21 protein-coding genes and 1 pseudogene are annotated in these 21,406 nt (G+C 39.1%); all 22 read right to left on the reverse strand.

The window, feature by feature from the left end; all coding sequences use genetic code 11:
• Window positions 1-147: 147 nt before the first annotated feature.
• Window positions 148-471 (reverse strand): hypothetical protein, encoded by a 324-nt coding sequence (locus tag NSQ38_RS19985; protein ID WP_339783769.1) that lies wholly within the window; start codon window positions 469-471, stop codon window positions 148-150.
• Window positions 472-738: 267 nt separating this feature from the next.
• Window positions 739-981 carry a hypothetical protein gene (locus tag NSQ38_RS19990; protein WP_339783770.1) on the reverse strand — a complete coding sequence of 81 codons (243 nt, stop codon included), beginning with the start codon at window positions 979-981 and terminating at the stop codon, window positions 739-741.
• Window positions 982-1,120: 139 nt separating this feature from the next.
• Window positions 1,121-1,363, reverse strand: coding sequence for a hypothetical protein (locus NSQ38_RS19995; RefSeq protein WP_339783771.1), 243 nt, complete (start codon window positions 1,361-1,363; stop codon window positions 1,121-1,123).
• Window positions 1,360-1,656, reverse strand: coding sequence for a hypothetical protein (locus NSQ38_RS20000; RefSeq protein WP_339783772.1), 297 nt, complete (start codon window positions 1,654-1,656; stop codon window positions 1,360-1,362). Before NSQ38_RS20000 ends, NSQ38_RS19995 begins: the two co-directional genes overlap by 4 nt.
• A 957-nt stretch (window positions 1,657-2,613) precedes the next feature.
• Window positions 2,614-2,943 (reverse strand): hypothetical protein, encoded by a 330-nt coding sequence (locus NSQ38_RS20005; RefSeq protein ID WP_339783773.1) that lies wholly within the window; start codon window positions 2,941-2,943, stop codon window positions 2,614-2,616.
• Complete coding sequence (locus tag NSQ38_RS20010) at window positions 2,921-3,274, reverse strand: hypothetical protein (protein WP_047843106.1); 354 nt, start codon at window positions 3,272-3,274, stop codon at window positions 2,921-2,923. The genes NSQ38_RS20005 and NSQ38_RS20010 overlap by 23 nt, the downstream gene beginning before the upstream one ends.
• 158 nt (window positions 3,275-3,432) lie before the next feature.
• Window positions 3,433-3,651, reverse strand: coding sequence for a hypothetical protein (locus NSQ38_RS20015; protein ID WP_339783774.1), 219 nt, complete (start codon window positions 3,649-3,651; stop codon window positions 3,433-3,435).
• A gap of 70 nt (window positions 3,652-3,721) precedes the next feature.
• A complete protein-coding gene (locus NSQ38_RS20020; protein ID WP_339783775.1) occupies window positions 3,722-4,840 on the reverse strand; it encodes a hypothetical protein in 1,119 nt (372 codons plus the stop codon).
• Window positions 4,840-5,079: a hypothetical protein gene (locus tag NSQ38_RS20025; protein ID WP_339783776.1), complete on the reverse strand. Its 240-nt coding sequence runs from the start codon at window positions 5,077-5,079 to the stop codon at window positions 4,840-4,842. Before NSQ38_RS20025 ends, NSQ38_RS20020 begins: the two co-directional genes overlap by 1 nt.
• A 267-nt stretch (window positions 5,080-5,346) precedes the next feature.
• Window positions 5,347-5,805: a hypothetical protein gene (locus tag NSQ38_RS20030; protein WP_339783777.1), complete on the reverse strand. Its 459-nt coding sequence runs from the start codon at window positions 5,803-5,805 to the stop codon at window positions 5,347-5,349.
• Between the two features lie 72 nt (window positions 5,806-5,877).
• Window positions 5,878-6,639 carry a DNA polymerase gene (locus tag NSQ38_RS20035; protein ID WP_082762767.1) on the reverse strand — a complete coding sequence of 254 codons (762 nt, stop codon included), beginning with the start codon at window positions 6,637-6,639 and terminating at the stop codon, window positions 5,878-5,880.
• A 470-nt stretch (window positions 6,640-7,109) separates the two neighbouring features.
• Window positions 7,110-8,984 (reverse strand): DNA polymerase, encoded by a 1,875-nt coding sequence (locus tag NSQ38_RS20040; RefSeq protein ID WP_339783778.1) that lies wholly within the window; start codon window positions 8,982-8,984, stop codon window positions 7,110-7,112.
• Window positions 8,985-9,095: 111 nt separating this feature from the next.
• The gene (locus tag NSQ38_RS20045; RefSeq protein ID WP_339783779.1) at window positions 9,096-9,755 is read right to left on the reverse strand and encodes a hypothetical protein; all 660 of its coding nucleotides are present in this window, start codon (window positions 9,753-9,755) and stop codon (window positions 9,096-9,098) included.
• Between the two features lie 483 nt (window positions 9,756-10,238).
• A complete protein-coding gene (locus NSQ38_RS20050) occupies window positions 10,239-10,769 on the reverse strand; it encodes a sigma-70 family RNA polymerase sigma factor (protein WP_339783780.1) in 531 nt (176 codons plus the stop codon).
• Window positions 10,770-10,860: 91 nt separating this feature from the next.
• A complete protein-coding gene (locus tag NSQ38_RS20055) occupies window positions 10,861-11,871 on the reverse strand; it encodes a toprim domain-containing protein (RefSeq protein ID WP_339783781.1) in 1,011 nt (336 codons plus the stop codon).
• Window positions 11,872-12,106: 235 nt separating this feature from the next.
• Window positions 12,107-13,390 (reverse strand): DnaB-like helicase C-terminal domain-containing protein, encoded by a 1,284-nt coding sequence (locus NSQ38_RS20060; protein WP_339783782.1) that lies wholly within the window; start codon window positions 13,388-13,390, stop codon window positions 12,107-12,109.
• A gap of 1,009 nt (window positions 13,391-14,399) precedes the next feature.
• Window positions 14,400-15,176 (reverse strand): ATP-binding protein, encoded by a 777-nt coding sequence (locus tag NSQ38_RS20065; protein ID WP_339783783.1) that lies wholly within the window; start codon window positions 15,174-15,176, stop codon window positions 14,400-14,402.
• The gene (locus NSQ38_RS20070) at window positions 15,173-16,255 is read right to left on the reverse strand and encodes a helix-turn-helix domain-containing protein (protein WP_339783784.1); all 1,083 of its coding nucleotides are present in this window, start codon (window positions 16,253-16,255) and stop codon (window positions 15,173-15,175) included. Before NSQ38_RS20070 ends, NSQ38_RS20065 begins: the two co-directional genes overlap by 4 nt.
• A 1,381-nt stretch (window positions 16,256-17,636) precedes the next feature.
• Window positions 17,637-17,921, reverse strand: a complete 285-nt coding sequence (locus NSQ38_RS20075; protein ID WP_047843096.1) for a helix-turn-helix domain-containing protein — start codon at window positions 17,919-17,921, stop codon at window positions 17,637-17,639.
• Window positions 17,922-19,013: 1,092 nt separating this feature from the next.
• Window positions 19,014-19,325 (reverse strand): annotated as a pseudogene (locus NSQ38_RS20080) (arsenate reductase); the annotation flags it as partial.
• Window positions 19,285-20,469, reverse strand: coding sequence for an MFS transporter (locus NSQ38_RS20085; protein ID WP_339783785.1), 1,185 nt, complete (start codon window positions 20,467-20,469; stop codon window positions 19,285-19,287). The pseudogene NSQ38_RS20080 and the gene NSQ38_RS20085, both read right to left, overlap by 41 nt.
• 24 nt (window positions 20,470-20,493) lie before the next feature.
• Window positions 20,494-21,312, reverse strand: a complete 819-nt coding sequence (locus tag NSQ38_RS20090; protein ID WP_339783786.1) for a helix-turn-helix domain-containing protein — start codon at window positions 21,310-21,312, stop codon at window positions 20,494-20,496.
• Window positions 21,313-21,406: the final 94 nt, after the last annotated feature.

Consider the following 21,406-nt stretch of genomic DNA (forward strand, 5'->3'; position numbering starts at 1 on the left):
TTTAATGTGCTAAATAAAAGTAACTGCTGACGCTCATTTTGCCAATAACCATGCCATTTGATTTCAAACCTTATTTCCTTTCTTCTTTTTGTCTTCTCTATTATGGTCGTGACATGCTTACAATAAGGTGTGAAAAAAGGTGGGCGCTTAGCCCACCTTAGCCATCCGTTGCTGAATATCTCTACACCACTCGTAGTCTCGCATCCATAAAGCAATGTCCATAAGAACATATAAGCCTATGAAATCCAGAGAATTCAGTTCCCAGTGCATAGACTTCCGACTCAGTAGGATATGTGCCCGTGTTCCTAGTTTTGCTTTTACTTTGACAAAACGCTCCGCAATAGAAACTTCCTTACCATACAGATTGAAAGTAACCCTATTCGGGGCGAGTGAGACAACTCTGCCAATAAGACCGTTATGCGGGTGTCCTTCACTTTCAATTTCTATGAAGTCGTCCACTTCTGGAAACATAGGCATGCCTCCTTTACTTTTTAGTTTACTCCTGCACGGTTAATTAACTACTTCTTGATCCGTTCATAGTTGCTACGATAGCTGCAGCATATATAGATAGGGAACTTAGACGGTTATCCATATGGAGAATTCCATATTTTTCAGCAAGCCAAACATTAGTGCTTGGAACAAGTTAACATAGTTAGTACCAAGATAATGTCACTGGCACGTTCCGCTTGCAAACACAGTGCTCTTGTGAAAATGGACGATCTCACGATCTCTCTATCATTAGACCGCGTTACCTTCTGTTTCAAGAATTTCTAACAATGTCTGGTAAGTCGGCAGGTTAAGAGTAGTCTCTTCGATCCAGTGCTGGAACATATCCAACTGTTCCTCGTTAAACAATTTCTCTTCAGTAATGGAACTCAGAAAAATACTCTTCCCGTTAGCGTAGAAGTGTATCTCTTTCGTTTTGTTTTCGGGCACATCTTTTAATCGAAGCCCTTCGACTATTCTGTTGTCAATTTTCATCCATATCACGCCATTCTTAGTAAAATAGTCCGCTCATTTTTTATCCCAAATTGACACTGTGCTATTCGTCACTAGTTTTAGAAACTCTGGATGTAATAGGTATATATTTATTGATCAAAAACATTCTGATGTTTACTTATCAACTAAGGTCTAAACACTTATAACAAGAGTTAGCTTTAGCCCTAATAGCGTCAATATTCTCGTTCAATTTAATGTCTGAATTGTACAGGTCTGCGTAACTTTCTTTCAGCAAATTTAGTTCATCTGAAATTAAGCATTTACCTTCACCATCAAGAACATTTGTTACATCAAGACCCATATCCAAAACAGCCTTCCGATTGTTCAGCAGGATTTCATATACATCACGGAATTTGATTTTCATTGTCTTCTCGTCCTCCCAATTGTGCTGAGACGGTTTGTGTAGTCAACAGAAAAACAGTCCTGCAGGCACTGTTTGTTGACTTCGATAAAAGCTTGTAAACTAAATGTGGAGGTCACATCAGCATTCATGATGCGTTCAAGCAATGCTTCAAGTTGAGACTTGTTTCTGCGAATTACATCCACAGTGGCAGGCGATACATGACGCATAGTTTGTTCCATATTCTTAATAGATCTCTCAATCTGCTCGACTTGCTCTACTACGACTCCGAGAGTGTAGACATAAGTGCTTGCCATTTTGATCCTCCTAATAATGTGAGGTTAAAGCTATCCCATCATTTGTTGATAATGTCGTGCTGCTACTGGCTCTATTTAGGTTTAATAGACCCATGTTTTTACTTTGTCTGGTTTCTTTTAGTTGTTTAATCAGTCAGGCCGTGGAATTGAAATTCTAATCAATTTTCACTGGATTAAGTACTTCGATCACTCTAATAGTCGCGATAGGAATGAATTTTCACTAAGTTCTGGTTTAATTCGTCATTTGCAAAGTTGAATTATCAAGTCTGCTCATTATTCAGCCCTGTTATTAATCGACTTTGTAAATTTTCAACTCATAATAATATTTCTTCATTTTATGCTTAGAATACCGTTCTTTTTTGTCTGTTCACTTTTCCTCCCCTCTAAGGTGACCGGAGTATCTATATGATAAGATGTGTTCTCTTTAATCATATAGAGCCCTCAGCAGTGGAGTTCAACTGCTTATACTTCAGTAGTCGGGGTATCCCCATTTAGGGGTGCGATGAGAATTTTCAGTCAAAAAAAAGAGACCCATAGGCCTCTCATGTACATTTTATTTTCATGCCCTTTTAGACTCATTCTCCCTTGTTTATCAGCAACTCTTACATCATGAAATAGACCTTCCAGATAGTCAACGAGCAACTATTAGAAGGTCTGATATTGTCAATTATAATATCTAAATACGTTTGTGACCCCACGACTCTCATCTAATTATGCAACCTACATTCACCTTCCTGCCTTCGGTGCACTAGTATCTGTCTGGAACAGTTGCCAGTGACAGATACGCCCTTGTATTGTCCATTAGCTATTAAAAGTGGCAGTCACGATTGAAGGTTGTACGAGGGAGAGATGACCGTAGTGAGTGTAAAAGTTACCCAGTCTCTCCAGTTCAAATATCTCAGGTTAGCTGGCAATGGTAGAATTGAGAGGTTAGGACTCAGATTTTCTCAAGGTATATTAGACACTCGATCTATTAGTAGACTCGGTTACATTCTTTATAACCTCTCCCGCTTTTAATGTCCAGTAGGTCACCTTGGTAAAAGGTACACCTGCTAATTCTCCGTTGATGTTCTCAACAATGAACATCTCTCCCTGGCGATGAAGCCTGCGGAATATCTTTTTGTATTCGTCCTGTACGTCCTTTGCCGATTTAAGAATAATTTCAATAGGCTTGTCAACGCCATTCTCTACAATCTTACCTATCAACTTAGGATCAATCTCAAACCAATCGACTCGCTTAACTTCTCCATTATCAAGGAAGAACTTAGCCGTTACCTGAACCTTCATGGTTTTCACCCTCTACTTCTGTATAATGGTACTCTCTGAAGTCTTTAATGTGTATCTCTATACTTTCCATCCACTCGCCTTCTTCGTTAAGCATCTGTTCAATGTTTATGAGTTTCTGAAGGTTTTTCCTGCTGACTGGAGGGACTATCGTTTCCTCCCCTTCATTGTAGCGAAGCCACCACCTGAGAACAGTTTCGATAGTCAAGGTTTGATTTATGAAGTTACCGCAGTTGTTACACCACAGAACTAATGCCTTATCGCATTCCATTTCTTCAGGTGTAAAAGAAGAACGTGCCCCACAATGAGGACACTTGTTTAAGAAGCCTATCATTCACATCACCTCATTATAGTGGTCGATATATGGTTAGTTAGAGTTGCAAAATCTTAAACTCCTCATCGATTCTTCTATAATTAGCTGTAGTTTTCATAAATTCTTTACGTTGGGTGGTAGGTTTATCTAAATGATAAGGAATGCAATTGCTCATACATTTATAATCGAGTCTCTCCCTTAAAATATTTGAAATAGTCTTGATTATCACTTAACGCTTCATATTGAACCCCATTGTCGGCAGGGTATTGGTCAGTATGAATCACTTTTACTTCTTGAATGTCCTTCGGAATCCCGTTAGGGAATGCAGCACAAGTCATTCTTACACGTTCGTCCCGATTGAAGTGTTTACAGAATACGCAAGGAACTGTAATGTCCATTAAGCATAGCCCCCTTATGTTGCTTGTATTTAATACATTCATAAAAACTTGCAATTTTATTGATAGATATCTACCATCCTATACATTTGTATCCACCGTATTGCTCGTACCACTCCCATATCTTAGCATCAATGGGGACTCCGGTTATTTTGGCAGTGAATGTCTCAGGGACGAACTCAATAGGAAACCACTTGGTAGCGTAGTTACACAGGTTGTTTGCTATGTAAGATGATTGAGCGTTTGATAGTATTGTCTTCACGCCGTAGTTATCAGGGTCAAGTGCTGAATATTGAAAGAACTGCTGTGATCCGATATTGTGATAATGAAGCCAGTGCCCAATCTCATGAATGATTGTGCGCAGCTTGTCGGGTGAAGACTTCTGCCCTGTGCTGTACTCCATTTGAGCAATTGTGGCGGCGTTAGTGTAGTCATAAGTCTTGCTTATGACTACCTTTCCAGACGCAGGATCAAAGTAACCATTAGCTCCGTTTCCGTTCTCTATGTTAATAGTTAGCTTGTGCTTCTGAATCATCTCTGTAAAGCCATCGCATGTGTTCAGTAAAAGCGCCAAGGCTTCAGTCACATAGTTTGCTGCATCAAGTTTGTTTGCGAAGTTTACTGACACGCCAAGGTTCTGTGTCCATTTGTATGCATCTACGACGGAAATAAACGGTTTCCACGTAATGGGAAGTTGTATACCATCTTCAGGCGTATCCGGTGGCTGCTGGTCATCTGCTGGCTCTTCGGAAGGATCAGGGTAATTTCCCAAATCTGTTGTTTCAGTGAGTACCAAATCAACGTTATGCTCAGTAAGAAAGTGAAACATTAACTCAAAATTTTTTCTGTCTCCTTGAGGTGTATGGTACTCAAAGAGGAACTCTTTACCTGCCGCTACAGGATGTGCCACCTGAAAATATAATCCCTCCTCGTAGTTTTTACAGTGGATATTCTTAGCAACAAAATTGCCATCTATCATCAGATTCCAGTAGTCCTCGACGTTGTTCGAATTGGTTCGGATGGATACCGCATAGAACTCCAGGTCATGTGACATTGTAAAGGTATCCTTGAAAGTTCTATCCCCGTTCGCTTTAGCTGGAATTATGATTTCCCTACCTACAAAGTGAGGGCTTGGTTTCGTCGGAAAGTAGGGTGGGTCAAGCCGTCCGCCAACTAAGTACCGCTCAAACATTATCCAACACCTCGCAGAAACCGTTTCAGCTTCACGAAGGTTTTAGATAAGGGGTTTGGTGTATTGGGTGTCCTCTTTCGGATGACTTCCATCATCTCTTCTGCGAACGTTACAATCATTGCGGCAGCTACATCGGAATCTGCTTCTTCCTTACGACCACTGTTCTTTGCAATGTTTTTTGCAGTATGAGCAACCTTACCTGCGATGATTTCTGCGTATTGTTGTGTTGTCATCTTCATATCGTTACCCTCTTTCTAATAGTCGCTCCACGCACTTGCTAATGGATGTAATTTCAAGGCTTGACTTCGTTGGGATACACGTTCTTGGGGGTGGATTTTTCCTGTTGTCATGGGATCATCTCCTATCAGTTGCTTGTTTGGCATACACTCTAGTAGTCAACCCACTAGCCTGAAAGGGTGCGGCAATGAAAAAAGACCCCTTAGAGGTCTTTGACTTACTAAATATCTACTATGAATTATCAAAATCCACTTTACTGTTTAGGGAGATTAGGATACCCCAATTCCTCCTGTGAGGGAAATCATGCCGGTACCACGTGCTGCAACTTTAGAAGGTAGACCGTCAATCTGGGTTTCTACAACAGCTGGTACTGTCTGGTATGGTGTATCTCCGATAAACTCTACTGCACCTGGTCCCTCAATAGACATTGTCACTCTCTCGGATAATTCAGATGTTTCAAATAACAGCACTGTACGTGGGTGGTCATCATGAATACCACCTACCTTTGCAATAACAGGACAGCCTACCTCGATCAATTTGTCGTTCACATGCTGTACAAAGCTAGAGGTTACATGCTCATGGCTTGATGTATACTCTCCTGCATCAAGGACAATTGTGTAGTCTGTACCGTTGACGTTGATAACGATTATGTCATTCACTCCAGATTCCACTTCACGTTGAGGGGCGAGGTGGGAATTCCCCCATATTCGAATGCCTACGGATGGCATAAAAATCACTCCCTTTTAATCAGCTAAACACATTATAAGTAACTAACTTTCAAAAAAACAAAAAGAATCGTATTAAGTATTTTCTTCACTATCATTCTCATCATCTAAGTCTCCATCAGCAAAAATTCCAACTTTGTAATCAAAGCCGAACTTGGAAAGTTTCTTATTCACCTCTTCCTTGAATATATCCTTCCAGTCCAACAGACCTTCAGTCATGAGACGGATTTGTTCTTTGGAGAAATTACCACCCCAATAAGGGCTTACTTCGATATCTGATTTGAACTTAACGCCTACGTCATTGGGGATGACATTAGCCATAGTGTCTGTGATCGCTTTGAGCGCTGCAGGGTCAACTGTCTCTGGGACATCAAAAATCAACTCGTCATGCACCTGAAGAACAAGGTGAAGGTCGTCCTTTTCAAGCTGAGACATATAGCCTTCACGTAACCACTCACGGCGGTCTAAACACTTCGTTCCGTCAAGACGGGTCGGGTAAAATAGATCAACCATTGCCTTCTTAGTTTGGTCAGCAGATGAACCCTGAATCTTGGCATTACAGGACTGACGTTTGCATTTTTCAATCTTCCAATGCCATCCTGACTTCTTCCAGATGTCCTCTTGTTTAGCTTCGGCAATGGTCTCACCAAATCTACGTTTACGTCCGAGAACAGTCTCTATGAACCCCTTCTCCATTACTTCCTTGTGAGTTGTTGCTTCCCACATAAGATAGTTGGGCATGGAGGACTTAAAGCCTTCAATTAGTTGCTTAGCCTCCTCTTTACTAGAACCAATTTGCTCACTTAGCCCTAACTCAGTAATACCGTAAACTACCATTTCGTATCCCCATATTTCTATGAGAGTGGACTATCCCTTAACAGTTATTAAACTACGGCGGTCAATCTCACGATGATTATTTTTGAGATAGTTAACCACTCTAAGTTCTCTATGAACCTAAAGAGCTTTGGTTAAAAAAGCCTTTACCGCCTGAGATCAATACTAACAAGTTCCCTCATGCTTCATCACAATTTACTGTAAGTACCAAAGCGATTCGAGACACCTTGTAATCTTACATTTCCCATGAATTCACGCATATTGGAGTGAATTTAGCATCTTCAGTAAAGAGCAATGCCTTAGGTTGATCCTATCTAAGAGATAACTGTTCTCCCCATTACATAGATTCGATTGATTTGACCACTAGTGGTCAGGCGACCTATGATAAGTCTCTACACCATCATTCACTACTAACCTAGCGAGTTTTAGCTCGGTATTGCCGTATGGAGCGTCTCTCGACAGCCACTTAGATTTCACCGATATGAGAGGAGTTTAAATTCGGCATAGTTGTTACCGAACACTACGGATTTAGTTTTCTTACGGAGCAGTTCAAATAATCCAGCAAGGTATTCAATTGTTTGGCTTGAACCCCCCACAGTGGAAGCGTTCGCCCCTTTTTCCTTACTATTAAGATAGGTCATTGCGAAGAGAAGTTCTTGAGAACCAGAATATTTCGCGTGTATTTCCTCTATTTTATTAGAAGTTTCTTTTTCGGACTCACCCTTGTAACTTCGAATCATCTCAAACATATCGTAATCAAATCCGTGAATTTGGCACGTTACCCGACTGTGCATATCCAAATCCAACTTAAATATATCAATGAGGGTTTGCTCCTGAGAAAAGATAGCTAACCAGCGAAGTTCTTGTTGTGAAAAGTCGGCAGAAACCAGCAATCGACCAGCAGATGCACGGAATGCATATCGTATAAGGTCGAACTTTGATGGAATCTGTTGCAGATTAGGTGCTGAACAGGATACACGCCCGGTACGAACCATTTGATTGTAGGAACAGTGTATAATACCTTCCACTGTGTCATTAGGAAGTTTATTGCAAAAAGCGTCAATCAGCTTGGAAAGACCTCGATATTCCAGAATATAATCTACTATTTTATGAGCCTTGTCGTTTACAGTGACCAGGACATTCTTATTCCTTGTCAGTACCTTCTTGCTTGTTGATTGCTTAGGTACTTTACGCTTGAGTTCTTTAACGTAAACCATCTCAGGCTCAAGTATCTCGTGCTCCACGTATAACTTATTTGCTAGATGCGCGGGAGAAGCAAGATTAAATGCTTCAACGATCTCATATTCTTCCTTGAACTTAATACCCTGTCGCTGACGTGTTCTTGATTTAGTGAGGGTAATCGTTCTGCCTAAGACACTGAAGATATCTTTCTTAAGTTCATCCAACTTTTCCTGAAGAACTCTACCTATAATGTCTTTGAGAAACTTAGAATCAAGTTCTACACCTCGCCGCTCTGCAGTGACGAAAATTGCCAACAATGGCATCTCAACTTCTCTGAACAATTTGTAAACACGATATAGTCCAAAAGAAGGATTTTCTATAATGAATTTTTGATATCTGAACACCCAATGTGTCATGAACACGTCATGGCAAGCATAATAATTGGAAATCCTGTGAGGTATACTATCATATGGGATTTTGTCGAACATGCTACCAAACTTGAAAGTTGGCCGACAGAGTTCGTCACGACTCATTTTACCTTGCTCAATTAGCCAAGGGAGGGTGTATGAGTTGTACCATTCCTTTAGACCTTTTGGTTTGTTTTCATTTAACAACCCGCCCATTATCATAATATCCCAATAAATATTAAAGGTAATATCAATATTTGCCCAATTCTTGAGTACGTGAATATCAAATTTCCCGTTTGCCATTACAATCATATAATCAGCTTCTAACAATGGTCTAAGCGCGTTGGATACAACATCAAAAGGCAGAGTTTCGACATCCTTCGACATATTATGTAGAAATTTGCGCATAGGTATGTTAAAATATTGTTCTGATTCAAAACCGATAGAAATGGATATTAAAGAGTCCCGCCAGTTGTTTAGTCCATAAGTCTCAGTATCTAAATAGACGAAGGCATCGCCTTGATACATCTTTTTATATGCTTTATAATATTTCACTAGTCGCTCAAGTAGTTCAGGAGTATTAACAAGCGTATAATTATCAGGCATTCTAATAGAAGATTCGATATCCAAAATCTGCTGTTCTCTTTTAGTTAACTTTTTTTTAGATTTTAAAATTTCTGTTTTTTTAGTGCGGCTCGGTTGGGCGTTTTTCTTTTCAGCCTTTTTGAGAATTTCAAGTATTTCATTAGCTTCAGACACTGTGACCCTCCCTATTACACTTGAAATGTTGTAACGTCTTAACATGACGAATGGGCTAAGGTTTAAGAAAGTACAACAATGAGGGGCTTTATATCCCCTCACGTTTAACGATTAGAATGGCAGCTTACGTTGTGCAGTTGGAGTCCCTTGCTGCTTTTCGTAAGAGGGTACATGTCTGCCTTGAGACGATCGAATATCGCTGTTAGTATAGAACTGGGTAACACCGACCAGTGCCTGTACAAAAGCCGTAATCTCATCAGGGCTGTGTGGTGTTACTTGTGGTGTAATGTCAGGTATGTTGTCTAGTAATTCTTGAGAAGGATAATCAAGTGAATTGTTTGCCTCAAGATTAGCTACGTAACGGCGGGCGCTATAGGAAGTATCCGATGCCCCCTTTCCAGTGCGGTAAATGGTTACAAAATTCTTAGTTGGGTCAATCTCGTGCTGTATGAAATCACAGTTCAATTTTTGAACGTGGGATTTAGCTAGAGAGACGAATTTTATTTTATTTTCAACCGCATCATAGACACGGAACTTAATGCGAAGTGCAGGATACTTGGAAGGATTTGCTTTACAAAGGGGGCAAATATTTTTTCCAGGGCAACGAACATACTTAGGATTCAAGGTAGCTTCAAAATGCTCACGGATACCGAGCAAGTTTTCAAACCAATCAATAAAGAGCAAAGTCATGGGGTTCCCTTCTTGAAAAGTAATAAAATCTGCACCACCAGAAAGAATTGCTCCAAGACCACGAACTACAGTGTTAGACATATCGGCTTTCCTCCAATAAACAGTTTTGTGTTTGAGATTAAATAACTTCAAACAATTAGTCATTCCACATTTTTGAAAGATAGGAATGACTTGTTAAGAAGTTGGATATGATATGTAAGGAAGATTCAATGTTCTCTTAAATGTTTCTTCACTTCATTTTTTAGTAATGTTTCTATGCTATTCAAAAGATAAAAAAAGGTTGTTTCAAAAACGTAAGAATTGGTTAAATAATCTAAAGTTTTTAGAATAATATTCATATGAATTTGATAAAGATGGATTGTTATAAGCAGTGTTGTAGTGTATTGACACTACCCTCAGCAGAGTGGTAATATGATCGTATATAGACTTGGAAAGAAATACCTAGGAACAAATGAGAAAATTAAAAAAAATGTGAAGTGTTATGTGATATACTTAAATAAAAGTATCTTCATTCATTTGAACCCTTTGTGTTATATTTAATTAGTTATTGGCTCTAAAAGATATTTAACTTTGACATAACTTTTTAAGTTTGCTCATTGCACGTGAAGCATGGGACTTGTCTAAACCGAGGAGATTAGAAATTTCTGTCGGTTTCATGTCTATTCCTCCTTCTGTGAAGAGCATGAAATCAATTATTTTACGTTGTTGCGGAGTAAAATCAGTGTGATTATTCAAGTAATCTGTCTTTACATCAGATAGACCGTAACCCACTTCTTCAGTTGCGTAAGAGAAGAAGTCAATGGTTGAACCTTGCTCTTCATCTGCACCATCGCAGTAGTTTACAAGAGTGCTGTTCTTCGTAATCATTCTGTTATTTTTACGATAGTAGTCGTAAACAGCACGTTGAACGACAGTGTGTGAGAATGTAAACACATCTTTTTTAACTTGTCTTTTGTCGATGGCAGTCAGAATACGTAGAACGGCTTCGGATTTAACTTCTTCACGGTCTTCGTGTCTTACACCTTTTAATATGAAGTTAAAGATTGGCGTCAAAGTTTCGATATCGAAGTTAGCTACGGTTGTCTGATTGGTCACAGTTAATTCCTCCAATGGGATCATGTATAATGTTTTACCTTTTGATATAGTGGTCGTTGTATGCTGTAGAAAAGGTGCGAAAGAAATTCACCTACTTGTAAATTGCACCGATAAGGTTCACATTGTAGGTGTCAAGACGGTCTAGTAGTCCAGCATTGAGCAGCTCATTGCTATCTTTGAACGCAGGAAAGCTAGGGTAGCGAACACGGTTTACAATCAAACCTGCCCTATCCAGTAATATGGCGGCATCCTGCATCCCCTTCTCACCCGCCTTATCGTTGTCGAGCATCAAGTCAACCTCTTCGATGCCTGCCAACTGTAGCTCCCGAACCTGATTTCTGAAAAGGATACGTCCATTAATTGATACCGCGGGAATACCTATCTGGTAGTTGGACATACAGTCAGTAGGTGACTCGACCATTCTGACTCTTTTGATTCGGTTTGTTGTAGTTCTAAGATTGTTAATGAAGTGAAGACCGAAGACGATATCTTTTTTTATCGTAATTCCTTCATTTATGAACTTAGCACCGTGATAGTTGTTGCCGATTTTCCTCTTTTGAATAAAACGGAGTTGTCCGGTTCTGGTTCTTTGAGGGAAGACCAACATTTCGGTTTTGGTGTCAACACAAATTTCATAGGTCTCAAGAGTACAATCTTTAAAACCCCGGGCACGCATGTAGCTCATGCCTGATTGAAAGAGAACTTCATTCTTTGATCTTGATTTCTTTAGAGTCACTAGTTTACTTTCTTCAAGATAGGGGATTACATATTTGTTCCTACGATTATCTATATAGTCAACCATATCGAACGTTCTACTTTTTTCCTCAAATGTATAGGTTGAGAGCAAAAAATTTATGCCCTCTCCTTCGTTTAAGTCAAGAGCATTCTCAATTAAGTTGTCTATTGTCCCTAAATAGCCACAAAAGAAGCAGTTGCAGTGATAGGGGGACTCTTTAGAGATTCCGAAAGAAGCTCTAGATTCTGCGTGTAAGGGACAACAACTCATGATCCATTGACCTGTATCATTTAAACCCGTGAATGCATTAGAGTTGCTTAAACCCTTAGAGAGATACTGAAAAGAAAAACGTAGTTCTTCTATCAACTGTTTGGGGTCGATGTGCAAGGATTCAAGAATCTCTATATTTGGATTCTCTTTTGTTGATTTGTAAATATTCCACTCCCCTTACTCCCTTATTTTTGCATGAAAGGGTTTTTATGCGATTCAATATGTATATAGACAAGTGGAAGTATTACTATAGAGTTGGTAACTCTTCTGAGCGGGATGAGAGAGTTAAATACATGTATTCTTGCATTAACTGCATTTGTGCTTGTCTCTCTTAAAAATATTGTTCTCCAATGTAATCATCCAAGACGGAAACGATTCCAGTATCGAAGTCGTAGCGCACAAGGAATGATTGCCCACTTATGTTATTTCTATTCTTAATGACCAAAATACGGAATGTATTATCACTTACTTTAACGATAGAGATTCCTTTGGAAGCATCTTGTACTATTGAGAAAGCTTCCCCGATATCTGTAGCATCCACATTTTCTGTAATATCTTTTTTAATTTTTTTGAGAGCGTCACGGTTCGCTTGAGCAACTACCATAGCAGGTTTTCCAGTGTTGAGGATAACTTCACGGACACCTGCAGACACTTCAAATAATCGTTGGCGGAGGTCTCCCGTACTACGATGTGAGAGTCTAACTTTTGATAGTTGATCAAGAGTCCAGCGATTGTGACCTTCTCGCTCCAGTATCCTGTGTATTTCGTCAAGCGTAAATGGTTTGCCGCCGTTGCTGTCAAAGTCATAAATCATCATGTCCTTCTTCTTCTGCTTAAGTCGGTCAACAAACTCTGCATAAGCGTCTCTCTTTTCACCAGAAAGCGTACCTCGTGTTAAAGCTAGTCTAGATATTTTTGCAAGCGTATTGTCCCAATTCAGAGCAATTTCGGATGCTCTTTGCTCAAGTGAAAAATAGGCAGGATAGTCTGTGGCTAACGAACTATTCCATGCAGCTCCCATCATAAATGATGATATGAGTGTTTTTCCCATGTTTGTTGGCGCAAACACAAGGAAATAATCAACCGCTCCTTCGAGTGATTCAAGTCCGTTGGTTGCTAAATCAAGTGGTTTAAAACCCGTTGTCATTCCAATAAATTCATCTTCTGCTCTACCATGAATTCTGTTATAAGCCTCTAGCCTTACTTGAGCATTCTTAACATAGGAGTACCCTTGACTGCTTGATCCAATTGACTTCAAAAAACGCTGCGCTTCCATTTGCAATTGTTGAATTGCCGCTGTCGTTTCTTTATTAGCGAAGGTTTCTGAAGCTGATACAAGTATCGGTTTAAACTGTCTGTATAGGAAGTCCTCTTTCAGTGATTTAATTACATGGTCGATATTCTCTAAATCCACCAATTCAAATGTATTAAACTTGTTCATTACCGTTTCAATAGTTGGCAATTGTCCATTAATTCTTATGAAAAATTTGATGAACTCAAAAGCGTCTTTGTGGATTTGGAAATAATTCTCGGTGATTCCTGCACCCTCTACTACGCCCCAGTCTTTAACAGTGAGGACGTGATTTAATAGTTGGAGTTCTTCGATCGCAGCCAACGTTTCCCCTCCCAATATCCAATTACATTATCAGTAGTTGATTCATGTATTGGTAAAGGTGCGCGAGGATCACAAATACTTCTTTTCTTGTTCATTATGTATGTTATTATTACTTCGGCAGTAAATAGCATTTCGTGAATTTTGGCAATAAGAAAAGACTTGCTCAATTACAATAATGATCGGTGTAATCGACAAGTCTTTAAGGTGTCGCCATATGATATGCCTAAACACTAATATACAATTCAAACTATGATTAGAAAGAAGAAGTCACACTTTATCACAAGACTTAGATATTATGCCCATTTGGGGGCTTTTTTGAACGTACTGGTCGTTAGACCTTGTGAGTGTCGTTATTATAAATTTATTGTAAATAAAGCAATTATCTGGTGATTGAAAAGCGTGCGTAACTTAAATAAGCCCATTGGCTTACGTGAGTTAACATCAATGTCTTCCTTACTAGAATCGGATATATCGACAAAAAATCGGGAAATTTCGGAGCCACCCATTATTATATGAATAGTGGGCATCCTGAAGGGACATTGCCCTAATCAATATAACCTTGACGGTAGTCGTGGTGTGTAATTCAAAAAATTTAGTCCGTCAAGCCTAATCCATTTAGAGCAATAAAGTTTGAGGAAAGGAAGGCGGATTACAATAAGTAGTACTGAGTTTCCAAGTAGGGAATTTCAATACCTCCTACTTGATAACTAGACTAGGAATATAACGAAGGTGAGTACAACCAATATAACTTTAACTTGAACAAATTCCATATAATACAGCTTTCTATTGCTCGGATAAAAGTTTCCGTCCGCATTAGTTTTAGGGTGAATAGAACTACTCCTAGGATTACATTAGCAACCTTCAGACGTTCTACATATAGTTGTTTAGCGAACTTATTAGAGCTATCATAGCAGTTCCTAGCCGTATATTCAACTAACTTGTGATGTCCAGGTTTAGAGTATATTAATAACATTTACAATGAAAAATTCTATTTCTAGTCAAATTACCTTTAGTAAATATAAGTATTATCTTCCCTCCTATCTCTTCCCCCCAATGGAATGACCATTGTATTGTAAAACATTCGGGAAACAACCATATCACCAAGCATGTCATCTTGACGTAATCTTGAAGTAGTGAAGTTACTTGTAAAGATAGTGCTTTTTTGTTCTTCTTTACGTAAGTCAATAACATCATAGGTAAGATCCCGAATTATCGGGGTTATTCTGCCACTCCCTATGTCATCGAGAAGTAGTAAAGGAACGTCTTTCATTTGACTTAGTTCTTTGTGCGCTTCAAAGCTAAACTGTGCGTCATTGCGAATATAAATATCCCGTTGACGGTTAGCCCATGCCCCAAATTTAACATACATTGCTACTGGACTTTCATAGTCAAACCACCCTGAGTCACGACAAACCTTGTAGATAAATTCATTAAGGACTGCATTCGCAGTCCATGACTTACCTGTCCCCTTATTGTAGTTAATCAGCGCGAGGTTTGTACCGGAAGTGACGAAGCCCACTGGATTAGTGAGCAATTCCTTTACTATTGGAGCGAAGTCTACATTGTCATCGTCCACTACGTAGTTGTAAAGGTTTGCGCTATGGTACTCCTTCGGTATCTTCGCCAGTTCAATAGCCTTGGACAGCTTTTCATAGCCGATGCAGAATGTGTGCATATTATCGAGCGGTAACTTGAACTCGCCGCTACGAAGTCTACACCAATCCTTCACAACACAGTTTTTACATGTGCTGAAGAGTTCTTCTTTATTCTCAATCGTTGTACTCATTTTTTGCCTCCTTTAATCCTTTTTAGGAAGTCGTCAGCAGTCATACCACTCTTTATTTGTAATTGAGTTTCAGTGGTGCTCTTCTTCTCTTTTGTGATAATGTAAAAGGGTCTCTTTCCTTGAGTAATGAACAAATCTATCTCAACGGCTCTTCCAGATGTACAGAACCATTCAAGCGATTGGTTATCATAGCCGATTTGAAAAAAAGCTTGTATCCTTTTTTTAACCAGTATTTTATCATTATTAGTTTTATCAACTATACGTCTAAACATTCCACGGTGCTTACTACGTGTGGACTCGTGAGTTCTTCCTGTTGCATTAATGAACTGTTCATAAAAGTATTGAACGAAGTTATCCATATTCCATTTCTCTACGTCATCAGGAAGAACAAATCTATTTGTATCCATTAAGATACTTCCATGAATTTTAATAGTTCCGTTTAAAAACTTATCTGTTGTGTTTTTCATCATAGGTTGATCAAACGTTTTAGGCTTCACTTTCTCAAGGTCGAGTGGCTTATACATGCCATCAGCATTCTTCAATATACCCTTTAAAAGGGTCTCTCTTATATAACCCTCTGTTTCAACATTGACCGGAATCTCTCGGAACACAATTCCCTTGGCAACTATGTTCTCAAGCATTTTCATGAAGGAGTTGTAGACTTCTTCGTAAAGGCAAGCTTCCACGTTCTTGTAAACTTCGTTAACTGCGCGCCAGAACATCTCCGACACATGTAAGTGCTCTATTTTATCAATACTCATCAAGTAGTAGGTGTTTGTCTTTCGATTACCGTTTCGATCTTTAAGGATAAATTTTTTGTCACAAAGTTCTTTGATATATTTGATGGCGGTTTTCTTGGTGCAATTGCAAGCCATTGCTATTCTAGATACTGCAGGAAATGCTTCTCTGCCATTCTCACAAACGTACTTAGATATTACGCCATATGCTATCTTCGATGTGTCTGATAAGTCTAAACAAGAGATGACCATATTCGGTATTTGAATGTGCCCTCTATTTCCAGAATCTTGATAAATGCACTCTCTTTCTTTAGATAATATCACCGGTTCTTTGTGTACCATCGTTAAAATCAGCTCCCTACCTCATTAGTCGGTGCAAGTACTGAAATAGTTGCTAAAGTTAAAATCCTAAATGCACAACCAACTTATCCTTAGGATAAGTATTACTGTAAATCATATTTAATATATTGCTACTCATTAGTTTAAGTGAATTAATCAATCTGATGTTCATTTTTCACTAGTCAACCCTTAATAGGGCATTCGTGAATGATATGTAATATATGTTCTAAAATATCATTCATTCTCTTTCCGCACTTCGTGCAATCATAATTCAATACTACACAGTCCTTTCCCCGAGCCCTACTTTAGAGGCCAATGCTCTTACAAAACTCTGTCGTTATCTGGTTGAATAATTCAGCCTAAGCATATTTCGCTTCCTGTTTTAAATCCCTAAAACTCCAGTATAACCTTAGGTACGTAATACGAATAAGAGTATGTAGAGCGTTGTCCAGTGTTCTTATCAATCAGCAAGAATAATAGCCGCAGTGGTAGAAGTTACTGCCTGTTACGGCCTTCTTAACTTTCATCTTTATTTCTTCTCTCCTGTAAATGTAGCTAATCTATTCAAATCACTAGCATTTAGCTCATAATGTTTGACCCCCTCAATTTTCAATGGTCGTTCTATGTTTAAAAAAGTTGCTTGTTTAAGGTAAAACAAATTATTGCTTTATCAGCTAAGTAGTTGGAGATCGCGAAAATAATACCAGGGTTTAAGAGTTGTATACAAGGTTTTTTTGTGTGGAGATTAAAGTGAGAAGTTTACAGATATTCATAAAGACTCAAATTCGAAGAGGAAAAAGATAGATCAAGATGTGGAGGAGAATTTTTTTCACATTGTGTGGAAACTAGTATGGAAAATCTTAAGACGGTACTGTATTTGGTTCAAAAGATTGGTCTTCAAGCCACCATGCGTAAGAAACTTCGATATAAAAGGAACTCGCAAGGGTCCCGAATAGTGAGATGCCAAGTAGGCTTTCATGGCTCTATCTTTCAGCCATGAAAGCCCTGTTTAATAAAATAAGATTGTGGACTACGAACTTTTTAGTCAACTAAATGACCATAGGCGGGTACTTTAAACACTTTCCAAACTTTTATCCATACAAAAAATGGCTTGACTAGTCGTTTACATAAACCAAGATTTTTAGTAAACGTCTCATGTCTACGACAACTCTATGGGACGGCCACCATGTAAATTAAACAAACCGACGAGGACAGTGTACCGAGGTCAGCTTGGGTTTCTTATGTTTTAGATGTGTGGAAATTTTTGAGAAAGTCTCAACCATCGTAATTTACTCAATTCTCATGTTTACTTTAACTTATTATATTTAACTAATATAATGCCTATCATAGCAAAAAAAGGCAGCAGGAATGTCGCCCTACCACCCTATTTGAAATTGGGATTGACTATAAGCTTAAATACTTCGTCCACTTGAACTTGTAGATACTCACATACTTTGATTGCAACCGGAAGCGATGGTTGATGCTTATTACGTCTCAGCAGGTTGATGGTATCTTGCGTAACATTACAGTATGTAGCTAATTCTTCCTCAAGTTCTTTAAGAGATGGTCGGGCAGTGCCACGAGTTCCAGCTGCTCTTCTTGCTTGCTCCATTATCAATAGTTCAGTTAGGTTGTTTTCAGTCTTGTACGGTAGTGGTATTCTTGCCACAATGAATCATCTCCTAAAAAAGTGCATATACTTTTACGTTCTCGTCGGTACTCTTTTACTTCCATAATTCAGGAAACGAGTCACTTGATCAGTCTGAGCGTTGAACCTAATCATCATAAAGAAGCTTAGTACAGGTGTATCTATAATAGCTACTTTATATCCTTCCTTGAGTGTTTGTTCCAATTCAGAGTTAATTCCATAAACTAAGTAACTAAAAGAAATCCAACTTTGATTGGAGCTTGCTGACTGTAGGAAAGAACAATACTTAGTTTTGGAAATAAGTCTACTCTTCCGCTTAGTGAACATAGTATAAATTTATACATTCTTATGAATTATTTCATAATATCTTAACTATTAATTATTATATTTCGCCCATTTGCGTATTGTCAATACTCTACCGTTATGTAAGAGGACGATAAAATTACACCAAGTTTACAGAAAACGCTTTATTATTGTGCCAATTTTTTTGCTATATTAGCAATATTCTCAACTGAATTATACACCTTCCCATTATATTTCCCATTTTCATAGTTCTCATCTTCTTTTAACTCAGTTTTGCAAATATCCATATAAGTCATGAAGACTCAAGTTTTACGGTTCCCTCTTTGCTGCAACATTGTTTTAGCTATGGAGAAGGTCTTGTGTAGTCCAGTCTACCGAAAGCTACTCCCCTATCTATTAATAGATAAGAAGGTTCACCTGTGCCTGAATACCATGTTAACTGATCACTGGAATTTAGACAGCATCGCTATGTAGTAACACCATATATTATTTTATCTACTCCACTCGACCTTTTAATGAGACCCTACTTATCCTGGATTACGCGCTGATTTTGAACAACATATCATGTCCAGTCTATTAACATAATGCGAGTATATAGTTTCCCGTACAGAGGAAAGTCAAGGGTGTATATGCTTCTCATTTACCTAGCTAAAATCATCCACCTTCCTTGTCATCACTCTATGTTGCTGTTATGGGTAAGTCAAAGAACCGTTTCTGAATGAAACGTTCATTTTTTTTGAACAAAAAAATGCCACTCATCGTGGCATTCTCTCGGTACGCATTCAATTATCCTGCTCAGGCAGGTTTGTACTATTTTCCAGTTTCAGCGAATGTTTTAATGCGTTCCCCGATCTGGTCACGAACCCTTTGGAATACGGCCCATTTCTCTTCATCTGACCCTTGCGCTTTGGCAGGATCATCAAATCCCCAGTGTTCCCGCTTGACATGTGGAGGCGTCATTGGACATTTATCCGCGGCGTCTCCACACAATGTAACTACGAAATCAGCATTGTTCAACAACTCTGAATCAATGATGTCCGAGGTTTGAGTTGAAATATCCAGATCAACTTCGTTCATGGCTTCAACCGCTTTTGAATTGAGACCGTAGTCCTTCAATCCTGCTTCTCGATTTCTTAAATAGTAAGATGGCAAGAAGTAAAGCAATGCTTACAGCAGCAAAACCCAACCAATTCAAATACAGGACAGATGTACGACTGATCACAAGCCCGCCTAATCCAGATCCCAGTGCAAAACCAAATTGGATAAATGACGTATTTACGCTAAGGGCAATGTCAGGATTACGAGGTGCCAGTGTAACCAGATATAGTTGCTGGGCCGGAGATATGCTCCACGTTGCCAACATAAAAATCATTAAAACCAAGATTAACATTATAAGATTAACTCCAGCTAGAGCAAACAAAAGAAGAGTTATGCCTTGTAACAGAAGGCCTAGACAAATTGTAAACTTTGATCCCTTTGCATCTGCCAATTGTCCGCCCACTTTTGATCCGACAAAGCTGCAAATTCCCGCGAGAAACAGAACACCGCTTATCTCGGTCATGGTAAGAGTGGATGTAGCTTGCAAGAAAGGCGTAATATACGTGAACAGTGTCGAATAGCCGCCGATATACAATAACGTAATAAGCAAGGCAGTCAGAATGAGTGGATTTTTTAAAATGGAGAGCTGCATTCGGAGGGTGATCTTTTCTTCCTCTTTGATTGCCGGAACCTTTTTGTAGATAATAAGTAATGGAAGAACACTTAACAATCCAATGATTACAAATAGAACTCTCCATCCAAACATTTCACTAAAAAATGTGCCCAATGGGACACCGAGCACTAGCGAACTGCTTAGCCCCATCAAAATGATGCCAATGGCATTGCCCCTTTTTTCTTTTTCAACCAGTCGTGTCGATACGGCCATCGCTACTACGGTAGCGATTCCTCCGCTCGCCCCTTGAATAATTCGCACCCATAGTAATGTTTCGTAAGAAAGGTTTACAAGCATAAGTCCGTTGCTGGCTATAAACACACTGAGGGTGGACACCAGTAACTTCTTGCGATCTATATTTATTGTAAATGCAATGAGAATCGGGGCGATAATGGCCGCTGCCAGAGCAAACACAGTCACCAGTAAACCCACTTCGGAAGTAGATACGCTCAAGTCTGTGGCGATCATTTCAATGACTCCTGTAATAATGTATTCAATGGTTCCAATCAGAAAAACAGCCAATGCCAAGATATATATGATCCATTTATTTTTCACTTTACTCCACTCCATCTTCTTCAGTTATCTATTTAGTATTGGAATTTGTATTTCTATGAATTGTGCATCTTGTTCTTGAGATAAGGGTAAGTATAGTTCCCTACCAGGCTCGTTTTCCTTGATCTGATAGTTATTCTTCTCAATCCATGTAGCTAGATGAACACAGGCTTTACAGGCAAATGTGGCATTGGAACGATAAGCTATGGTGGCCATCATGGGTTCAGCAGGAAGAGTCCGCAATTGAAATGGGTCGGGAGGTGATCGCAGCTCACAGGTTAAGAAGTAACCTATCTCAAACTCGAACTCTTCCTCTTGTCCAGCGATTTCTCTCCACAAAACAACCTGTGGTCCGTGGATTAGTTGGCGCATTTCTTTTGTTAATGACTGATCAAACTGATGAAATAAACTCGGGATCTCCTCTTCCCTTCCGCACCCTGTCTGAAAAAGAAACTGCCGAGCACCTTCCTCTTTGATTCGTATTTCTTGCCCGGTTTCGACATGCCCCTCTTCCTCTATAAGCTGCATGCGTTCCTCAATTCGGACGAGTTTAGCTTGTTCCGTATCGATAATCTGCTGAATTTCGCTTCTTTTAAGCTTAAACATGCCTTGAATATTCTCCAATGTAATATTTTCCTGTAACAGCTGTGTGATTTGTGGCAACGTAAACCCCAATTCTTTATAAATTAAGATTCGGTTGAGCTCGAGAAGCTGATCTGCGGAATAGTAACGGTAACCCGTATCTTGATCTACCTTTCTCGGCTTAAGTATGCCAATCTGGTCATAATAACGCAGTGTTTTTAATGAGACCCTGCTTAGCCTGGAAAACGCACTGATTTTGAACAATATATCATCTCCAATCAATTAACATAATGCGAGTATATAGTTTCCCGTACAGGGGAAAGTCAAGGGTATATATGCTTCTCACTTTTATAGGTAG

This window comes from Paenibacillus sp. FSL R7-0313, from assembly GCF_037969885.1.
Classification (GTDB): Bacteria; Bacillota; Bacilli; order Paenibacillales; family Paenibacillaceae; genus Paenibacillus.